This is a genomic window from Streptomyces sp. YIM 121038 (genome assembly GCF_006088715.1).
Taxonomy (GTDB): domain Bacteria; phylum Actinomycetota; class Actinomycetes; order Streptomycetales; family Streptomycetaceae; genus Streptomyces.
In genome coordinates this window covers 2,617,820-2,637,315 of the sequence record NZ_CP030771.1, presented here as the reverse complement: position 1 = coordinate 2,637,315, position 19,496 = coordinate 2,617,820, and the positions used below count along the sequence as shown (strand labels likewise).

Here is a 19,496-nt window from a genome sequence, read left to right as displayed (position 1 = left end):
CGTCCGGACCCTGCAGCATGTCAAAGCCCTCTCCGCAGCCCCTCTCAAGGAGTCCCCCTCTATGAAGACGATCGATGAACTGCTCGCCGGCGGTGTCGCGGGCCAGCGGGTCTTCGTCCGCGCGGACCTGAACGTGCCCCTCGACGGCACCACGATCACCGACGACGGCCGCATCCGCGCCGTCCTGCCCACCGTCAAGGCCCTCGCCGACGCGGGCGCCCGGGTGGTCGTCGCCTCGCACCTGGGCCGCCCCAAGGGCGCCCCGGACCCCGCCTTCACGCTCGCCCCGGCCGCCACCCGTCTCGGTGAACTCCTGGGCGCGGACGTGCGGTTCGCCACCGACACGGTCGGCGACTCGGCCAAGGCCGCCGTCGCGGGCCTGGCCGACGGCCAGGTCGCCGTCGTGGAGAACCTGCGCTTCAACGCGGGCGAGACCAGCAAGGACGACGCCGAGCGCGGCGCCTTCGCGGCGCAGCTCGCCGAGCTCGCCGACGTGTACGTGGGCGACGGCTTCGGTGCCGTGCACCGCAAGCACGCCTCGGTCTTCGACCTGCCGGGCAAGCTGCCGCACTACGCGGGCCATCTGATCGCCACCGAGGTCGGTGTCCTGAAGAAGCTCACCGAGGACGTCAAGCGCCCCTACACCGTCATCCTCGGCGGCGCCAAGGTCTCCGACAAGCTCGCGGTCATCGACGAGCTGCTCGGCAAGGCCGACCGCCTCCTGATCGGCGGCGGCATGGCGTACACCTTCCTCAAGGCCAAGGGCCACGAGGTCGGGATCTCCCTCCTCCAGGAGGACCAGATCCCGGTCGTCACCGAGTACATGGAGCGCGCCGAGAAGAACGGCGTCGAGCTGGTGCTCCCGGTGGACGTCCTGGTCTCCACCGACTTCCCCGACCTGAAGACCAAGGCCCCGGCCGACTTCGAGACGGTCGACGCCGACAGCATCCCGGCGACCATGGAGGGCCTGGACATCGGCCCCAAGACCCGCGAGCTATTCGCCGCGAAGATCGCCGACGCCGAGACGGTCTTCTGGAACGGGCCGGTGGGCGTCGCCGAGCACCCCGACTACGCCGGCGGCACCGCCGCCGTCGCCCGGGCCCTGCTCAACTGCGACGGCTTCACCGTGGTGGGCGGCGGCGACTCCGCCGCGGCCGTCCGTAACCTGGGCTTCGACGAAAACGCATTCGGCCACATTTCGACCGGCGGCGGCGCCTCCCTCGAATACCTCGAGGGCAAGACGCTCCCCGGCCTCGCCGCACTGGAGGACTGACCTTAATGAGCACGCGCACGCCGCTGATGGCGGGCAACTGGAAGATGAACCTCAACCACCTCGAGGCCATCGCGCACGTCCAGAAGCTCGCGTTCGCGCTCGCCGACAAGGACTACGAGACCGTCGAGGTCGCCGTCCTGCCGCCCTTCACCGATCTGCGCTCCGTGCAGACCCTGGTCGACGGCGACAAGCTCAAGATCAAGTACGGCGCCCAGGACATCTCGGCGTACGACTCCGGCGCGTACACCGGTGAGATCTCGGGCCCGATGCTCTCGAAGCTGAAGTGCACGTACGTGGCCGTCGGCCACTCCGAGCGCCGCCAGTACCACAACGAGACCGACGAGATCTGCAACGCCAAGGTGCAGGCGGCCTTCAAGCACGGCATCACGCCGATCCTGTGCGTCGGCGAGGAACTGGAGGTCCGTGAGGCGGGCAACGCCGTCGCGCACACCCTGGCCCAGGTCGAGGGCGGCCTCAAGGACGTCCCGGCCGAGCAGGCCGAGTCGATCGTGATCGCGTACGAGCCCGTCTGGGCCATCGGCACCGGCAAGGTCTGCGGCGCCGACGACGCGCAGGCGGTCTGCGCGGCGATCCGCGGCAAGCTCGCCGAGCTGTACACGCAGGAGCTCGCCGACCGGGTCCGCATCCAGTACGGCGGCTCCGTGAAGTCCGGCAACGTCGCGGAGATCATGGCGAAGCCCGACATCGACGGCGCCCTGGTGGGCGGCGCGAGCCTGGACACGGACGAGTTCGTCAAGATCGTTCGCTTCACCGAGCAGTGAGTATGCGCTAACGCCGTTACGACGTACCCTTGCGGGGGTCGGGGCTTGAAAGTGAGCGGGAAACGCTCGCGGAGTAAGCTTCGGCCCCCGTCGTCGATTCAGATCCGAGGAAGTTGGTCCAGCCGTGGTTATGGGGTTCTCGATCGCCCTGATCGTCTTCAGCGCGCTGCTGATGCTGCTGGTGCTGATGCACAAGGGCAAGGGCGGCGGCCTTTCCGACATGTTCGGTGGCGGAATGCAGTCGTCGGTCGGTGGCTCCTCGGTCGCCGAGCGCAACCTGGACCGCATCACCGTCGTGGTCGGTCTGCTCTGGTTCGCCAGCATTGTCGTGCTTGGCATCCTGATGAAGGTCAACAACTGACAACAGGCACCGGCCGCTTGCCACGCCGAGGCGGCCACGCCCTGAAGTCCCGCTCATAGCCCCATGTTCCGTACGCGCCCGCGCGCGCGGCTTATCATGGGGCTTGCGTGTCGGGGTGGGGTGTAACTCCCAACACTGGACGCGCGTTGGGCCTTACGTAGACTGAGGCGCCCGCAGCGGAGCCGGCAGTCGACCCCGCGGCGCAGCCGCCGTTCGAACAGGCAGCACCATCACGCAGGGAGTTACGACCGTGGCAAGTGGCAACGCGATCCGAGGCAGTCGGGTCGGGGCGGGGCCGATGGGCGAGGCCGAGCGCGGTGAGTCCGCGCCGCGACTGCGCATCTCCTTCTGGTGCTCCAACGGGCACGAGACGCAGCCGAGCTTCGCCAGCGACGCGCAGGTCCCCGACACATGGGACTGCCCCCGCTGCGGCTTTCCGGCAGGTCAGGACCGGGACAACCCCCCGGACCCGCCGCGCACCGAACCGTACAAGACCCACCTCGCGTATGTGCGCGAGCGGCGCAGCGACGCGGACGGCGAGGCCATCCTCGCCGAGGCGCTGGCCAAACTGCGGGGCGAGATCTAGAAGTTGAGAACCGGCCGGGCACCCCGAGGTGCCCGGCCGGATCCATTTCGGCGTCGCCTCGCCGCACCCGTCCGTCAGCCCCGAACGCGCAGGTCAGCGCGGTCTCCTCCGGCGGTTGTCAGTGGTGCCCCCTACCGTGGTGGGTGATCGTGAACCACGCGGCGGACGGGGGGAGTTGTGACGGCTGCGGAGACCGCGCGGGCCGGTGCCGACGGCGCGCGGAGCCTCGCCTGGCGCGGGGGATTCGGCAGGCTGTGGAGCGCCGCCGTGCTCTCCAGCTTCGGTGACTCGCTGCGCAAGGCGGCACTGCCGCTGCTCGCCGCGTCGCTCACCGACGACCCGCTGCTCATAGCCTCCGTGACCGCCTGCGGCTATCTGCCGTGGCTCGCCTTCGGGCTGCTCGGCGGCGCCGTCGCCGACCGGGTGGACCAGCGACGTGCCATGTGGCGGGTGGACGTGGCACGCGGCGTGCTCGTCGGGGCCTTCGCCCTCGCCGTGGCGCTCGGCCACGCCTCCATCGGCCTGCTGATCGCGCTCGCCCTGGTCCTCACCACGCTCCAGACCCTGTTCGACAACGCGGCCACGGCCCTGCTGCCCGCCCTCGTGGACCGCGCGGACCTGGGCGGTGCCAACGCCCGGCTCCTTACCGGACAGCAGCTCGCCGGGGGCCTCCTCGCCGCGCCCGCGGTGCCCTTCCTGATCGCCGCCGGCCCCGGCCTGCCGTACGCGGCCGACGCGGTGACCTATCTGGTGGCGGCCGCGCTCGTGGCCTCCCTGCGGGTGCCCGCGCCCGGGGATTCGCCAGGACCCGCCCGGGCCACCCTGCGGTCCGACATCGCGCACGGGCTGCGGGTCCTGGGGCGGGACCGGGTGCTGCGGGGCCTGTGCGCGGCCACCGCGGTGGGCAACGTCGGCATAGGCGCGCTCCTCGCCACCCTCGTCGTCCTCGTCACCGACTGGCTGCACGCGGGCAGCGGCGGATACGCGGCGGCCATGACCGCGTACGCGGCCGGGAGCCTGGTGGGCGGGGCGCTCGCCGGACGCCTCGCCCGGCGGCTCGGGCGGGTGCGCGCCGTGCTCGCCGCCGGGACGGCCCAGATCGCCGCGCTCGTGGCCATGGGCACGGTCCGCGACATCACGGCCCTGACCGCGAGCATGACCCTGTTCGGCGCCATGGGGATGGTGTGGAACGTCAGTACCCACACCCTGATGCAGGAGCGCGCGCCCGCCGCAGCCCTTGGCCGCATCAGCGCGGCGTTCCGGACCCTGGGCGTCGCGGGGGCGCCGCTCGGGGCGATGCTCGGCGGGGCCGCGGCCGCGCTCCGGGGGCCCAACACGCCGATGCTGCTGGCGGCCGTCCTGTTCGCGCTCTCGGTCGTCGTGCTCACCCCCGCGCTCAAGCCGACGGACACCTCGCACCACACGCTGATCAACTAGGTTGGGAGCGCAGTGGGGCGTACGCACGCACGTTGTACGAGAGAGGGCGGAAGCACAGATGAACGCAGTTGGCCGCACCAGGCTCCACCAGACGGCCGAGTGGACGGCCCTGGTCAAGCACCGGGAGCAGCTGGGGGAGGTGCGGCTGCGGGAGCTGTTCGCCGCTGACCCCGGCCGTGCCGAGCGCTACACGGCGCAGGTCGGCGATCTGCACATCGACTATTCCAAGCACCTGATCACGGACGAGACCCTCGCGCTCTTGCGGGAACTGGCCGCCGCCACTGATGTGTTCGGGTTGCGGGATGCCATGTTCCGGGGCGAGAGGATCAATACGACGGAGGGGCGGGCGGTGCTGCACACGGCGCTGCGTGCCCCGGCGGATGCCGTGGTCGAGGTCGACGGTGAGGACGTGGTGGCGGGTGTGCACGCGGTGCTGGAGAAGATGGCGGCGTTCGCGGGGCAGGTCCGTTCGGGTGAGTGGAGGGGCCACACCGGCAAGCGGATCAAGAACGTGGTCAATGTGGGTATCGGGGGTTCCGACCTCGGTCCGGCGATGGCTTATGAGGCGTTGCGTGCTTATACCGACCGCGATGTGACGGTCCGTTTCGTGTCGAACGTGGACGGTGCCGATCTGCACGAGGCCGTGCGGGATCTGGATGCGGCGGAGACGTTGTTCGTCATCGCGTCCAAGACGTTCACGACGATCGAGACGATCACCAATGCCGAGGCTGCCCGTTCCTGGCTCCTGGCGTCCCTTGGTGACGAGGCGGCCGTGGCCAGGCATTTCGTGGCGCTGTCGACGAATGCCGAGAAGGTGGCGGACTTCGGTATCGACACGGCGAACATGTTCGGGTTCTGGGACTGGGTGGGGGGTCGTTACTCCTTCGATTCGGCGATCGGTCTGTCGTTGATGATCGCGGTCGGTGCGGATGCGTTCGGGGAGATGCTGGAGGGTTTCCGTCTGGTGGATGAGCATTTCTGTACGGCTCCGGCGGAGGCGAATGTGCCGTTGCTGCTCGGGCTGCTGGGTGTCTGGTACGGCAACTTCCATGACGCGCAGTCGCATGCGGTGCTGCCGTATTCGCATTATCTGTCGAAGTTCACGGCGTATCTGCAGCAGCTGGACATGGAGTCCAACGGCAAGTCCGTGACCCGGGACGGCAGGGCGGTGGAGTGGCAGACCGGTCCGGTGGTGTGGGGCACGCCCGGCACCAACGGCCAGCACGCGTACTACCAGCTGATTCATCAGGGTACGAAGCTCATTCCGGCGGACTTCATCGGCTTCGCGCGGCCGGTCGAGGAGCTGGGTGCGCTCGCGGGCCAGCACGATCTGCTGATGGCCAACTTCTTCGCGCAGACGCAGGCGCTGGCCTTCGGCAGGACGCCTGAGGAGGTGCGGGCCGAGGGGGTGGCGGAGGACCTGGTGGCGCACAAGACGTTCCGGGGCAACCATCCCACGACGACGATCCTCGCGCGGGAGCTGACGCCCTCGGTGCTGGGCCAGCTCATCGCGCTCTATGAGCACAAGGTGTTCGTCCAGGGCGCGGTCTGGAACATCGACTCCTTCGACCAGTGGGGCGTCGAGCTGGGCAAGGTCCTCGCCAAGCGCGTCGAACCCGCCCTGACCCAGGGCGCGGACGTCCCCGGCCTCGACCCGTCCACGACGGCCCTGGTCACGAAGTACCGCGCCCTGCGCGGCCGTTGAGCCCGACGGCCGGGCCCGGCGCCCCGGACCGCCGGGCCCTGTCCGCCGGGTCAGGTCCGCCCCCGCGCAAGACGGAGAAGATGAAGGCTTCGTCAAGGGCGGGACGCTCGGCGCCACCCTGGGGGCCTCCGGCGGCGCCCTCCGCTGCGAGGTCACCGTCGACGGCAGCACCCACACCGCCCGAGCCAGCGGCCCCTTCGCCTCGGCCACCTGCGACGGCTTCTGACCAGCACTCGGCCACCCGCGAAGGCTTCTGGAAGCGGAACGCCGCCGGGCCCCGGTCCGCAAGAGGACCGGGGCCCGGCGGCGTCCCCGTACCGAGCAGTGCGTCCGGTCAGGGCGACGCCGGTGGGTACAGGTCCCGGGGGAGCTGGGAAGCCGCCGCCGCGTCCAGGAGCCACAGGGTGCGGGAGCGGCCGTACGCGCCCGCCGCGGGGGCCTGGACCTCACCCGCCCCGGACAGGGCGATCGCCGCCGCCTTCGCCTTGTCCTCGCCCGCCGCGAGCAGCCAGACCTCGCGTGCGCAGCGGATCGCGGGCAGCGTCAGCGAGACCCGGGTGGGCGGCGGCTTCGGCGCGCCGTGCACGCCGACCACCGTCCGCTCCGTCTCGCGGACGGCGGGCAGCTCGGGGAAGAGCGACGCCACGTGCGTGTCCGGGCCGACGCCCAGCATGAGCACGTCGAACGTCGGCACGGGGCCGTGGTCTTCGGGACCGGCCGCCGCGGCCAGCTCGGCCGCGTACGCCTCGGCGGCGGCGTCCGCGCCGTCCCCGTCGGCGCCCACCCCGTACGGGCCGTCCGACGCGGGCATCGGGTGCACCCGCGCCGGGTCGAGCGGCACCGAGTCGAGCAGGGCGGCGCGGGCCTGCGTGTAGTTGCGCTCGGGGTCGCCCTCCGGCAGGAAGCGCTCGTCGCCCCACCACAGGTCGAGCCGGGACCAGTCCACGGCGTCGCGCGCGGGGGCCGAACTCAGCGCCGCGAGCAGTCCGTTGCCGTTGCGGCCGCCGGTGAGGACCACGGAGGCGTAGCCACGGGCCGCCTGCGCGTCGACGATCTTCGTGATCAGGCGCGCCGCGGCGGCCTGGGCCATCAGCTCCTTGTCGCGGTGGACGACGAGCTGCGGTGCGGTGGTCACTTCGCGGCCGCCTTCTTGGCCGGGGCCTTCTTCGCGGAGGCCGTCTTCTTCGACGTACGGCCGCCGCCCTTGGGGGCCTGCTCGGCCGAGCCGGACGCGTCCGGCTCCTGGGGGGCCGTCGCCGTCATGGCCGACCGCGCCGTCTCGTCGAGCCGGTCGACGCCGAACCTCAGCGCCGACGCGTAGGTGTCGTCGGGGTCGAGGCGGCGCAGCTCCTCCGCGATCAGCTCGGAGGTCTCGCGGCGCTTGAGCGCCACCGCGCGGTCCGGCTGGCCCTGGATGGAGAGCGTGGCGAGCGCGCCGTCCGCCCGGTCGAGCACGATCGGGCCGCAGTTGGTCTCCATGCGCACGCCGGTCAGGCCCGGGCCCGTGGACAGGCTGCGCCTGACCGGTACGGAGAGCCGGTCGGCGAGCCACATCGCGAGCAGCTCGACGCTCGGGTTGAACTCCTCGCCCTCCACCTCGGCGGCGGTGACCTCGCAGGTGACCTGGTCCAGGGCGGCCGCGAGCATGGAGCGCCACGGCGTGATCCGGGTCCAGGACAGGTCGGTGTCGCCGGGGTGGTACGCCTCGGCGCGCGCGGTCAGCTCCTGGATGGGCTGCTCGGCGGCGTAGGTGTCGGTGACCCGGCGCTGGGCGAGCGCGCCCAGGGGGTCCTGGGCGGGGTCGATCGGGGCGTTCACCGGCCACCACACGACGGTCGGGGCGTCCGGCAGGAGCAGCGGCAGGACCACCGACTGGGCGTGGTTGATGACATCGCCGTAGAGCCGCAGGACCACCGTTTCGCCGGTGCCCGCGTCGGCGCCGACGCGGACCTCGGCGTCCAGGCGTGAGGACGTGCGGTCCCGGGGCGAACGCGAGACGCGCTTGATGACGACGAGCGTGCGCGAGGGGTGCTCGCGCGAGGCCTCGCTCGCCGCCTTCAGGGCGTCGTACGCGTTCTCCTCGTCGGTGACGATGACGAGGGTGAGGACCATGCCCACGGCCGGGGTGCCGATCGCCCGGCGCCCCTGTACGAGCGCCTTGTTGATCTTGCTGGCCGTGGTGTCCGTAAGGTCGATCTTCATGGCCGGCGCCAGCTCCGTCCGTCTCGTGCAAGCATCTCGTCCGCCTCGACCGGGCCCCACGTACCGGACGGGTACTGTGCGGGCTTGCCGTGGGTGTCCCAGTACTCCTCGATCGGGTCGAGGATCTTCCAGGACAGCTCGACCTCCTCCGTGCGCGGGAAGAGGTTGGCGTCGCCGAGTAGGACGTCCAGGATCAGCCGTTCGTAGGCCTCCGGGCTGGACTCGGTGAAGGACTCGCCGTACGCGAAGTCCATCGACACGTCCCGGATCTCCATGGAGGTGCCGGGCACCTTGGAGCCGAAGCGGACCGTGATGCCCTCGTCCGGCTGGACGCGGATGACGATGGCGTTCTGGCCGAGCTCCTCCGTCGCCGTGTGGTCGAAGGGGGAGTGCGGGGCGCGCTGGAAGACGACCGCGATCTCCGTGACGCGGCGGCCGAGGCGCTTGCCGGTGCGCAGGTAGAACGGGACGCCCGCCCAGCGGCGGTTGTCCACCGACAGCTTGACGGCGGCGTACGTATCGGTCTTCGACTTGGCGTCGATGCCGTCTTCCTGGAGGTAGCCGACGGCCTTCTCGCCGCCCTGCCACCCGGCGGAGTACTGCCCGCGCACGGTGTCGCGGCCCAGGTCCTTCGGCAGGCGTACGGCGCCGAGCACCTTGGCCTTCTCGGCGACCAGCGCGTCCGCGTCGAAGGAGGCGGGCTCCTCCATGGCGGTCAGGGCCATCAGCTGGAGCAGGTGGTTCTGGATGACGTCACGGGCGGCGCCGATGCCGTCGTAGTAGCCCGCGCGGCCGCCGATGCCGATGTCCTCGGCCATGGTGATCTGCACGTGGTCGACGTACGACCGGTTCCAGATCGGCTCGAACATCTGGTTGGCGAAGCGGAGCGCCAGGATGTTCTGGACGGTCTCCTTGCCCAGGTAGTGGTCGATCCGGAACACCTGGTCCGGGGCGAACACCTCGTGGACGATCGCGTTCAGCTCCTGGGCCGACTTCAGGTCGTGGCCGAAGGGCTTCTCGATGACGGCGCGCCGCCACGAGCCCTCGGGCGCGTCCGCGAGGCCGTGCTTCTTGAGCTGCTGGACGACCTGCGGGAAGAACTTCGGGGGGACCGACAGGTAGAAGGCGAAGTTGCCGCCCGTGCCCTGCTTCTTGTCCAGGTCCTCGATGGTGGCCTTGAGCTGCTCGAAGGCGTCGTCGTCGTCGAAGTTGCCCTGGACGAAGCGCATGCCCTGGATGAGCTGCTGCCAGACCTCCTCGCGGAAGGGCGTGCGCGCGTGTTCCTTGACCGCGTCGTGCACCTCCTGCGCGAAGTCCTCGTCCTGCCACTCACGGCGGGCGAAGCCGATCAGGGAGAAGCCGGGCGGCAGCAGACCGCGGTTGGCCAGGTCGTACACCGCCGGCATCAGCTTCTTCCGGGACAGGTCGCCCGTCACGCCGAAGATGACCAGGCCCGACGGCCCCGCGATGCGCGGGAGCCGTCGGTCCGCGGCGTCACGAAGCGGATTGGCTCCATGAACTGCGGTCAAGGTGTCAGCCCTCCGAGGGGGTGAGGCGCTTCAGCTCGGCCTCGGTCGACTTGAGCAGGTCGTTCCAGGACGCCTCGAACTTGTCGACGCCCTCGTCCTCCAGGAGCTGCACGACCTCGTCGTAGGAGATCCCGAGCTTCTCGACGGCCGCGATGTCCGCGCGCGCCTGGTCGTACGTCCCGGCGATGGTGTTGCCGGTGATCTGACCGTGGTCGGCGGTGGCCTCCAGGGTGGCCTCCGGCATGGTGTTCACCGTGCCCGGCGCGACCAGGTCGTCGACGTACAGGGTGTCCTTGTACGCCTTGTCCTTGACGCCCGTCGACGCCCACAGCGGACGCTGCTTGTTGGCGTGCGCCTTGTCGAGCGCGACCCAGCGGTCCGAGGGCTGTGTCGATTTGTCGGCAGAGCCGAACACCTCCTCGTACGCCTCGTAGGCGAGCCGGGCGTTGGCGAGGGCGGCCTTGCCGCGCTGCGCCTTGGCCTCGTCGGTGCCGAGGGCGTCGATGCGCTGGTCGATCTCGGTGTCCACGCGGGACACGAAGAAGGACGCCACCGAGTGGATCTTCTCCAGGTCCAGGCCGCGCTCCTTGGCCTTCTCCAGGCCCGCCAGATACGCGTCCATGACCTCGCGGTAGCGCTCGAGCGAGAAGATCAGCGTCACGTTGACGCTGATGCCGAGGCCGATGACCTCGGTGATCGCCGGGAGGCCCGCCTTGGTCGCGGGGATCTTGATCAGCGTGTTCGGCCGGTCCACCAGCCACGCCAGCTGCTTCGCCTCGGCGATCGTCGGCGCCGTGTGGTGGGCGAGCCGCGGGTCGACCTCGATCGACACCCGGCCGTCCTGGCCGCCCGTGGCGTCGAAGACCGGGCGCAGGATGTCGGCGGCGTCACGGACGTCCGCCGTCGTGATCATGCGGACCGCTTCCTCGACGGTCACCTTGCGCGCGGCGAGGTCGGCGAGCTGCTGCTCGTAGCCGTCGCCGGACGAGATGGCCTTCTGGAAGATCGACGGGTTGGTGGTGACGCCCACGACGTGCTGCTGGTCGATCAGTTCGGCGAGGTTGCCGGACGTGATCCGCTTGCGCGACAGGTCGTCCAGCCAGATCGCGACGCCTTCGTCGGAGAGGCGCTTGAGTGCGTCTGTCATGGAATTACATCTCCTACTGGTCGTATGAGGGCGTCAGCGCCGGGCTGCCGCGATCGATTCCTGCGCCGCCGCGGCCACCGCGTCGGCAGTGAATCCGAACTCGCGGAAGAGGACCTTTCCGTCCGCCGAAGCACCGAAGTGTTCGAGCGAGACGATGCGGCCCGCGTCGCCGACGTACTTGTGCCAGGTGAGACCGATGCCCGCCTCGACGGCCACGCGCGCCTTGACGGACGGCGGCAGCACGCTGTCGCGGTACCCCTGCTCCTGCTCCTCGAACCACTCCACCGACGGCATCGAGACGACCCGGGTGGGAACGCCCGCCGCCTGGAGCTGCTCGCGCGCCTCGACGGCGAGCTGTACCTCGGAGCCGGTGCCGATGAGCACGACCTCGGGGGCCGTGCTCTGCCCGGAGGGCCCTTCGGCCTCGAACAGCACGTAGCCGCCCTTGGCCGCGCCCTCGGTGACCTCGCGGTCGTACGTCGGCACGCCCTGACGGGTCAGCGCGAGGCCGTGCGGGGCGCCCTTGCCGAACTCCTTGGTGTAGCGCTTGAGGATCTCGCGCCACGCGATCGCGGTCTCGTTGGCGTCCGCCGGGCGGACCACGTTCAGGCCCGGGATGGCGCGCAGCGTCGCGAGGTGCTCGACCGGCTGGTGGGTGGGGCCGTCCTCGCCGAGGCCGATGGAGTCGTGCGTCCACACGTACGTCACCGGCAGGTGCATCAGGGCCGACAGGCGCACGGCGTTGCGCATGTAGTCGGAGAACACCAGGAAGGTGCCGCCGTAGATGCGGGTGTTGCCGTGCAGCGCGATGCCGTTCATCTCCGCGGCCATGGAGTGCTCGCGGATGCCGAAGTGGATCGTGCGGCCGTACGGGTCGGCCTCCGGCAGCGGGTTGTCCGCGGGCAGGAACGACGAAGTCTTGTCGATCGTGGTGTTGTTCGACCCCGCGAGGTCGGCGGAGCCGCCCCACAGCTCGGGGACGACCGCGCCGAGCGCCTGGAGGACCTTGCCGGACGCGGCACGCGTCGCGACGCCCTTGCCCGCCTCGAAGACCGGGAGCTTCTCCTCCCAGCCGGTGGGCAGCTCGCCCGCGGCGATCCGGTCGAACTCGGCGGCGCGCTCGGCGTTGGCGCCGCGCCACTCCTGGAACGACTTCTCCCACTCGGCCTTGGCCCGGCGGCCCCGGTCGAGGGCCTCACGGGTGTGGGCCAGGACCTCGTCGGCGACCTCGAAGGTCCGCTCCGGGTCGAAGCCCAGGACGCGCTTGGTGGCCGCGACCTCCTCGTCGCCGAGCGCCGAGCCGTGCGCGGCCTCGGTGTTCTGCGCGTTCGGCGCGGGCCAGGCGATGATCGAGCGCATCGCGATGAAGGAGGGCTTGTCCGTGACGGCCTTGGCCCGCTGGATCGCCGCGTACAGCGCCTGTGGGTCGAGGTCGCCGTTCTCCTTCGGCTCCACGCGCTGGACGTGCCAGCCGTAGGCCTCGTAGCGCTTCTCGGTGTCCTCGGAGACCGCGGTCTCCGTGTCGCCCTCGATCGAGATGTGGTTGTCGTCCCACAGCAGGATCAGATGGCCGAGCTGCTGGTGCCCGGCCATCGACGACGCCTCGGCGGAGATGCCCTCCTGGAGGCAGCCGTCACCGGCGATGGCGTAGACGAAGTGGTCGAACGGGGAGGTGCCGGGGGCCGCCTCCGGGTCGAAGAGACCGCGCTCGTAGCGCGCGGCCATCGCCATGCCCACGGCGTTCGCGACACCCTGGCCCAGCGGACCCGTGGTGGTCTCGACGCCGACCGTGTGGCCGTACTCCGGGTGGCCCGGGGTCTTCGAGCCCCAGGTGCGGAAGGCCTTCAGATCGTCCAGCTCAAGACCGAAACCGGCCAGGTAGAGCTGGATGTACAAGGTCAGCGAGGAGTGCCCCGCGGAGAGCACGAATCGGTCCCGGCCGGTCCAGTCGGCGTCCGCCGGGTCGTGCCGCATCACCTTCTGGAAGAGGGTGTACGCGGCAGGCGCGAGGCTCATGGCCGTACCCGGATGGCCGTTGCCGACCTTCTGTACGGAGTCCATGGCCAGGACCCGGCCGGTGTCGACGGCCCGCTGGTCCAGATCGGTCCACTCGAGGTCTGTGGTGGTCGGCTTGATGCTCACCCTGGGTCAGGGCTCCTCTCCACAATGTCGAATGCCGGTGGCAGGAACCGCACCGGCCGCTGTCGAGCCTACCCCTGTAAGAACGTGCATTTTTTCGAGTCATTCCAGACTGCCGGGGCCCGCTCCGATCCGCCTCCTGAACGGGCGACACCGCTCTCACCATGTGAAGTCGGCACCGCTCATCTGGGTTCCGATTCCGCCCGGGGTGTCCGTTCGCGCGCCCGGCCCCCAAGACCCCTCGTCTGGCCGCTCAACACGAACCCACCCCCGCGAAGGGCCAGGTATGGGCAACGTCTACAGTGGCGTGGTACGCGTGAGCCTTTACCGGATCTTCATGTCTGAAGGTCCGCCGTGGGCTTGCTGGGATGTCTCTGTCAGGGGTGTGCGTGACGGCCGTTGAATCCCGTCCAGTGGGGACGCTCGGGACGAGCCAGAGCCCGAGCCACCGGCCGTTCGGGGCCCGAGTCAAGGCGTTCGTGGCGCTGACGAAGCCACGGATCATCGAGCTGCTGCTGATCACCACCGTTCCGGTGATGTTCCTCGCCGAGCAGGGCGTGCCCGATCTGAAGCTGGTGTTCCTCACCTGCCTCGGCGGCTACCTGTCCGCGGGCGGGGCCAACGCGCTGAACATGTGGTACGACCGCGACATCGACGCCCTCATGGAGCGCACGTCGCAGCGGCCGCTGGTCACCGGCATGGTTAGCCCCCGTGAGTGCCTGGCCTTCGGCATCACGCTGGCGGTCGTCTCCACGCTGCTCTTCGGCCTCGCCGTCAACTGGCTGTCCGCCTGGCTGTCCCTCGGCGCGCTGCTCTTCTACGTGGTCGTCTACACGATGATCCTCAAGCGGCGCACCTCCCAGAACATCGTCTGGGGCGGCATCGCGGGCTGTCTGCCGGTGCTCATCGGCTGGTCGTCCGTGACCAACTCGATGTCGTGGGCGCCCGTCATCCTCTTCCTCGTGATGTTCTTCTGGACGCCGCCGCACTACTGGCCGCTGTCCATGCGGGTCAAGGAGGACTACGCGCGCGTGGGCGTGCCGATGCTCCCGGTCATCGCCTCCAACAAGGTGGTCGCCCGGCAGATCGTCCTCTACAGCTGGGTCATGGTCCTGGTCTCGCTGCTGCTCCAGCCGCTCGGCTACACCGGCTGGTTCTACACGGCCGTCGCCCTCGCCACGGGCGGCTGGTGGCTGTGGGAGGCGCACGCGCTCCAGAACCGTGCCAAGGCGGAGGAGACCGGCACCAAGCTCAAGGAGATGCGCCTGTTCCACTGGTCCATCACCTATGTGTCGCTGCTGTTCGTGGCGGTCGCGGTGGACCCCTTCCTGCGCTAGTCCCGCTCGGCCCGAACGGCCCCGCCGCCCTCCGGGCGGCGGGGCCGTTCCGCGTTCCGGGGCGCGGTGCTCAGCGGTCGGTGAGGTGCAGATGGCCGTCCCCGTCGAGGCGGGCCGCGCGGCCGGTGCGGAACCAGCCGTCCCGCAGCACCGCGTCCGTGGCCTCCTTGTCCCTGAGGTACCCGTCGAAGAGCAGCGGGCCGCGCACCCACAGCTCGCCGCCCGCGACCCGCACCGCCACCCCCGGCGCGGGCACCCCGCAGCTGCCGGGCCTGGCCCGTACGTCGGCGTGGTCGAGGGCGGCGACGTCCCCCGCCTCGGGCGTGCTGAGGAAGGCCCGGACCCGGGCCGCGGGCGTCGCGGTGCGGATGGCCTCGATCAGCCGCGGGGGAGCGGCGCCCGCCGCCGTCTCCGTGTCGGCCGAGCGCAGCGTGGCCAGGTGGTGCGGGGCCGTGTCCAGGACCTGCCACCACACCTCGGGCGGGCACACCAGACGCGTGGCGCGGTGCTCGCGCACGGCCGCGCAGATCGCCCCGGGCCCCGGCGCCTCCGGCAGCACGACGGTGCCCCGGGCCTGCCACTGCCGCAGCACGGCGGTCCACAGGCCCCAGTGCCCCGCGGGGAAGCCGCACACCAGGGCGCCCGGCACCTCGGGCCGGCCGCCGCAGTGCGCGCGCAGGACGCTCGCGCGGTGCGACAGGACGACGCCGTGGGGGCGGCAGGGGCCGGCGAAGAGCACCAGGTGGGGGTCCTTCTCCGCAGGGTCCCAGGTCCGCTCGGGCCGCTCGGGCCTGCTGGCACTGTCGGTCCTGCCGGTCCTGTCGGTCCTGTCGGTCCTGCCGGTCGTATCGTTCCTGTCGGTCGTATCGGGCGACGCGGCTCGCGGGGCGGGCGCGTCGCCGTCCGCGAGTACGGCGTGCCGTGCCCGCGCGGCCGCCGCGAACCGCGCGCCCTCGGCCGCCCGCCCGGCGTCCGTCAGGACCAGGCGCGGCGCCGCAGCCCGCACGACACGGGCCGACCACGCGTCGGGCCCGAGCGGCACGAGGACCGCCCCGGCGCGCGCGGCCCCCGCGTACACCTGGAGCGACTCGACGGGGGCCCCGGCCGACGGCCACACCACGCGGTCGCCGCGGCGCACACCGCAGGCCGCCAGGTGCCCGGCGGCCCGGTCGGCGGCCGCGTCGAGGGCGGCGAAGGTGAGCACGCGCCCGCCGAACACCACGGCAGGGCGGTGCGGGGCGGCCCCGGCGGCGGACCGGACGACCTCGCCGACCAGCAGACCGGACATGCCCTCGTCCTACCACGGGCCGCCGCAAGGGGGAACGGCCGCGCGCACCGGCGCCGCGACCGTGGCCGAGACCACGCCACCCGGGCGTCGCCGAACGATCTACCCGTCGGTAGCATCCTGTGCCATGGCAGACACGGAGCAGGGCACCACCGCGGCGGCAGAGCAGGGCGAGCAGACGGCCGCGGCGGCCCCGGTGGACAAGGACGCCGCGCGCGCCGACCGCAAGGCCGCCAAGCTGGCCCGGCAGATCACCGCGTTCGCGCGGGCCCACGGCGGCGCCGAGGGGCAGATCGCGTACATCGGGCAGCGGGGCTCCCGCATCGTCCTCGTCGGCGAGGACGGCGGCTGGGGCGACCTCGTCGCGCCGACCCACGCGATCGCCCTGAGCGCCGTGGAGAAGGCCGGGATCACCGTCCACGACGACTTCGACGGCGACTTCGCCGCCAAGGTGCGGACGGGTCCGTACGAGTGGACGCGCATGGCGGGCATCCAGATCGGTGGCCCCTCGGGCGGATGAGACGCGCCCGGGGCGGGCACGGAGTGACAAGGCGAGCAACACCTGTCGCCACGGTCACCCGTTAGGACCGTAGGAGTACGGTCCACGCAGGGGAGCCAGGATGATCGAAACGCCGTCCCTGGTGGACCAGCACTGCCACGGCGTCCTGCGCACGGAGCTCGGGCTCGGCACGTTCGAGGCGCACCTCGGCCGCGGCGAGGGCCCGCCCGCCCCGGGCACCACCTTCTTCGACACCCAGACCGGCTTCGCGGTACGCCGCTGGTGCCCGCCGCTCCTCGGACTCGAACCGCACTGTCCGCCCGCCCGCTATCTGGCCCGCCGCCGGGAACTGGGCGTCCTGGAGTCCGGGCGGCGCCTGCTGCGCGGCAGCGGCATCACCACGTACCTCGTCGACACCGGCCTGCCCGGGGACCTCACGGGTCCCGGGGAGCTCGCGACCACCGGGGCCGCGGAGGCCCATGAGATCGTGCGCCTCGAACTGCTCGCCGAGCAGGTCGCCGACACCTCGGGAACCGTCGACTCCTTCCTCGCCAACCTGGCCGAGTCCGTGCACGGGGCCGCGGCCGGAGCCGTCGCCTTCACCTCGGTCGCGGGGGTGCGCGAGGACCGGCCGCTGCCGCCCGAGCCGCCGGGCCCCGGCGAGGTGCGCGGCGCGGCGGGCCGCTGGCTCGCCGGACGCCAGGTGGGCGGGGAGCTCGCCGACCCCGTGCTCCTGCGGCACCTGCTGTGGATCGCCGTGGCCTCCGGCCTGCCGCTGCAGCTGCACACCGGCGCCGCCGACCCGCAGCGGTCCTTCGGCGCGTTCGCCCGTGCCACCGCGGGGCTCGGCACCGACCTGGTGCTGTTGCACGGCTATCCGCACCACCGCGCGGCGGCCCACCTCGCGGGCGTCTTCCCGCACGTGTACGCGGACCTGGGGCCCGCGCTGGTGCGCACCGGGGCCCGTGCGGCGGCCGTGCTCGCCGAGATCCTGGAGCTGGCCCCCTTCGGCAAGCTGCTGTTCTCCAGCGGCGCCCACGGCCTGCCGGAGCTGCACGTGGTGGGGGCGACCCTGTTCCGCGAGGCGCTCAGCCGGGTGCTCGGCACCTGGGTGGCCGAGGGCGCGTGGTCGCTCGCGGACGCGCAGCGGGTGGCGGCGATGATCGCGGCGGACAACGCGCGCCGGGTCTACGGCCTCACGGACGAGTGACGGCTCCACGGCCTGACGGGGCGACCGCCTGACGGACGACTGACGGGCTACGGCCTCACACACGCGTGACGCCCCGCCGCGACGGCGGGCGGGGCGTCGAGAGGGAGCGGGGCGTCGAGAGGGGGGGGCGGGCGCGGCGCTCAGACCGCGGACAGCTCCGCGTCGGCCTGCGCCGGGACCTCGGGCGCCGTCGCGGGCCGCTCGCGCAGCGAGAGCAGCACCCGCAGCACCGCGATCCACACCACGCACGAGCCCAGCATGTGGGCCGCGACCAGGACCTCCGGCAGGTCCGTGAAGTACTGCACATAGCCCACGACGCCCTGCGCGAGCAGCACCAGGAACAGGTCGCGGGTGCGGGCCAGCGGCCCCGCCGGGGCGTCGACCGCCTTGAGGACGAACCACAGGGCGAAGGCCAGCGTGACCACGATCCACGCCAGGACGGCGTGCAGCTTGGTGACGGACTCCCAGTCCAGGCCGATGGCGTCCACCTTCATGCGCGGCACGTCGCTGGAGTCGCCCGCGTGCGGGCCCGCGCCCGTCACGACCGTGCCGACCGCGATCAGGAGCACCGTCACCCCGGTCAGGACCCAGACGAGCTGGGCGACGGCCTTGCCGACCAGCGGGCGCGTCGGGGCGTCGCCCTCACGGGTGCGCTGCCAGGTGGCCGTGGCGACCGCGATCAGGGCGGTGGAGAGCAGGAAGTGCGCCGCGACCGTGTACGGGTTGAGGCCGACGAGCACGACGATGCCGCCGAGGACGGCGTTGCCCATGACGATCCAGAACTGCGCCCAGCCGTACCGGGTCAGGCTGCGCCGCCACGGCTTCTGCGAGCGGGCCGCGATGATCGCGAACCCGACGACCGCGCACAGGGCGTACGTCAGCATGCGGTTGCCGAACTCGACGACGCCGTGGAAGCCCATCTCGCTGGTCGCGGTGAGCGAGTCGTCGGTGCACTTGGGCCAGGTCGGGCAGCCGAGGCCCGATCCCGTCAGGCGTACGGCGCCGCCGGTGACCACGATGACGACCGTCATCACGAGGGCGGCGAGGGCCGCGCGCTGGACGGTCCGCCCGGTCGGGGTCCAGCGTTCGGCGATGAAGGCGAGCGGGTTGCGCGCGAACTGGGCGGCTTCGGCTCGGGTCACTTTGGGCACGGCCCCCATCGTAGGGGGCCGCTTGTGCACGGCTTCACGAGGGGGACGTATCCGCTCCAACTGTGATGCCGGTTACGCCCTGTGGGGCGCGCGTGGGCTACTCCCAGCGGAAGACGGGCTACTCCCAGCGGAAGAAGCGGGCCGCCGCGCCGAGCCCGAGGACCGCCCACACCGCGAGGATCCCGAGGTCGCCCCACGGCATCGCGGCGCCGTCCTGGAGCACGTCGCGCAGACCGTCCGAGAGGGCCGAGATGGGCAGCAGGGCGAGCGCGGACTCGACGGCTCCGGGGAACCGGTCGAGCGGCACGATGACGCCGCCGCCGACGAGGAGCAGCAGGAACACGAGGTTCGCGGCGGCCAGCGTCGCCTCCGCCCTGAGCGTGCCCGCCATCAGCAGGCCGAGCCCGGAGAAGGCCGCCGTACCGAGGACGAGGAGCAGCAGGACGGCCAGCGGGTTGCCGTGCGGCGACCAGCCGAGCGCGAAGGCGATCACGGTGAGGAGCGCGATCTGGAGCACCTCGGTGACCAGGACCGACAGGGTCTTCGCGGTCATCAGGCCCCAGCGCGGCAGCGGCGAGGCGCCGAGCCGTTTGAGCACGCCGTAGCGCCGCTCGAAGCCGGTGGCGATGGCCTGCCCGGTGAACGCCGTGGACAGGACGGCGAGCGCGAGGACGCCCGGGGCGAGGAAGTCCACGGCCTTCCCGTCGCCGGTGTCGACGACGTCGACGGCGCTGAAGAGGACGAGCAGCAGCGTGGGGATGACGATGGTGAGCAGCAGCTGTTCGCCGTTGCGCAGCAGCATCTTCGTCTCCAGGACCGCCTGTGCGCGGATCATCCGGGACAGGGGGGCCGC

The 19,496-nt window shown here is 71.7% G+C and carries 17 protein-coding genes; 9 read left to right on the top strand and 8 right to left on the bottom strand.

Translation table 11 applies throughout. The features are described from left to right. Positions 1–61 precede the first annotated feature (61 nt). From C9F11_RS10935 to pgi, 6 genes are all read left to right on the top strand, one after another. Positions 62–1,273 carry a phosphoglycerate kinase gene (locus tag C9F11_RS10935; RefSeq protein ID WP_138959084.1) on the top strand — a complete coding sequence of 404 codons (1,212 nt, stop codon included), beginning with the start codon at positions 62–64 and terminating at the stop codon, positions 1,271–1,273. 5 nt (positions 1,274–1,278) lie between these two features. Continuing rightward, a complete protein-coding gene (gene tpiA / locus C9F11_RS10930) occupies positions 1,279–2,055 on the top strand; it encodes a triose-phosphate isomerase (RefSeq protein ID WP_138959083.1) in 777 nt (258 codons plus the stop codon). A 130-nt stretch (positions 2,056–2,185) separates the two neighbouring features. Further along, positions 2,186–2,416 carry a preprotein translocase subunit SecG gene (gene secG / locus C9F11_RS10925; protein WP_030687882.1) on the top strand — a complete coding sequence of 77 codons (231 nt, stop codon included), beginning with the start codon at positions 2,186–2,188 and terminating at the stop codon, positions 2,414–2,416. 250 nt (positions 2,417–2,666) lie between these two features. After that, complete coding sequence (locus C9F11_RS10920; RefSeq protein WP_003957010.1) at positions 2,667–3,002, top strand: RNA polymerase-binding protein RbpA; 336 nt, start codon at positions 2,667–2,669, stop codon at positions 3,000–3,002. Between the two features lie 177 nt (positions 3,003–3,179). Further along, positions 3,180–4,439, top strand: a complete 1,260-nt coding sequence (locus tag C9F11_RS10915; RefSeq protein WP_138959082.1) for an MFS transporter — start codon at positions 3,180–3,182, stop codon at positions 4,437–4,439. A 58-nt stretch (positions 4,440–4,497) separates the two neighbouring features. Next, positions 4,498–6,144 (top strand): glucose-6-phosphate isomerase, encoded by a 1,647-nt coding sequence (pgi, locus tag C9F11_RS10910; RefSeq protein ID WP_138959081.1) that lies wholly within the window; start codon positions 4,498–4,500, stop codon positions 6,142–6,144. 334 nt (positions 6,145–6,478) lie between these two features. On the opposite strand, the gene pgl is transcribed toward pgi, so the two are convergent. The 5 genes from pgl to tkt are packed head-to-tail and all read right to left on the bottom strand — an operon-like array spanning position 6,479 to position 13,164. Next, the gene (gene pgl / locus C9F11_RS10905; protein WP_138959080.1) at positions 6,479–7,279 is read right to left on the bottom strand and encodes a 6-phosphogluconolactonase; all 801 of its coding nucleotides are present in this window, start codon (positions 7,277–7,279) and stop codon (positions 6,479–6,481) included. Beyond that, a complete protein-coding gene (gene opcA / locus C9F11_RS10900; RefSeq protein ID WP_138959079.1) occupies positions 7,276–8,346 on the bottom strand; it encodes a glucose-6-phosphate dehydrogenase assembly protein OpcA in 1,071 nt (356 codons plus the stop codon). Before opcA ends, pgl begins: the two co-directional genes overlap by 4 nt. Further along, entirely contained in the window at positions 8,343–9,875 is a 1,533-nt protein-coding gene (gene zwf / locus C9F11_RS10895) for a glucose-6-phosphate dehydrogenase (RefSeq protein WP_138959078.1), read from the bottom strand. The genes opcA and zwf overlap by 4 nt, the downstream gene beginning before the upstream one ends. Before the next feature lie 4 nt (positions 9,876–9,879). Then, entirely contained in the window at positions 9,880–11,022 is a 1,143-nt protein-coding gene (gene tal / locus C9F11_RS10890; protein ID WP_138959077.1) for a transaldolase, read from the bottom strand. Positions 11,023–11,055: 33 nt separating this feature from the next. Continuing rightward, the gene (gene tkt / locus C9F11_RS10885) at positions 11,056–13,164 is read right to left on the bottom strand and encodes a transketolase (RefSeq protein WP_138959076.1); all 2,109 of its coding nucleotides are present in this window, start codon (positions 13,162–13,164) and stop codon (positions 11,056–11,058) included. A 365-nt stretch (positions 13,165–13,529) separates the two neighbouring features. On the opposite strand from tkt, the gene C9F11_RS10875 reads away from it, so the two are divergent. After that, positions 13,530–14,498 (top strand): heme o synthase, encoded by a 969-nt coding sequence (locus C9F11_RS10875; RefSeq protein WP_249401682.1) that lies wholly within the window; start codon positions 13,530–13,532, stop codon positions 14,496–14,498. A gap of 70 nt (positions 14,499–14,568) precedes the next feature. Here the strand turns inward: C9F11_RS10875 and C9F11_RS10870 are convergent, their stop codons facing one another. Beyond that, a complete protein-coding gene (locus C9F11_RS10870; RefSeq protein WP_138959075.1) occupies positions 14,569–15,786 on the bottom strand; it encodes a class I adenylate-forming enzyme family protein in 1,218 nt (405 codons plus the stop codon). Positions 15,787–15,910: 124 nt separating this feature from the next. Between C9F11_RS10870 and C9F11_RS10865 the strand changes: the two genes are divergently transcribed. Both C9F11_RS10865 and C9F11_RS10860 read left to right on the top strand, forming a co-directional pair. Further along, a complete protein-coding gene (locus C9F11_RS10865) occupies positions 15,911–16,303 on the top strand; it encodes a hypothetical protein (protein WP_249401681.1) in 393 nt (130 codons plus the stop codon). A 100-nt stretch (positions 16,304–16,403) separates the two neighbouring features. After that, complete coding sequence (locus C9F11_RS10860) at positions 16,404–17,492, top strand: amidohydrolase family protein (protein WP_138959074.1); 1,089 nt, start codon at positions 16,404–16,406, stop codon at positions 17,490–17,492. A 140-nt stretch (positions 17,493–17,632) separates the two neighbouring features. Here the strand turns inward: C9F11_RS10860 and C9F11_RS10855 are convergent, their stop codons facing one another. Further along, the gene (locus tag C9F11_RS10855) at positions 17,633–18,652 is read right to left on the bottom strand and encodes a COX15/CtaA family protein (protein WP_138959073.1); all 1,020 of its coding nucleotides are present in this window, start codon (positions 18,650–18,652) and stop codon (positions 17,633–17,635) included. Between the two features lie 109 nt (positions 18,653–18,761). Next, complete coding sequence (locus tag C9F11_RS10850) at positions 18,762–19,478, bottom strand: ABC transporter permease (protein ID WP_216678160.1); 717 nt, start codon at positions 19,476–19,478, stop codon at positions 18,762–18,764. Positions 19,479–19,496: the final 18 nt, after the last annotated feature.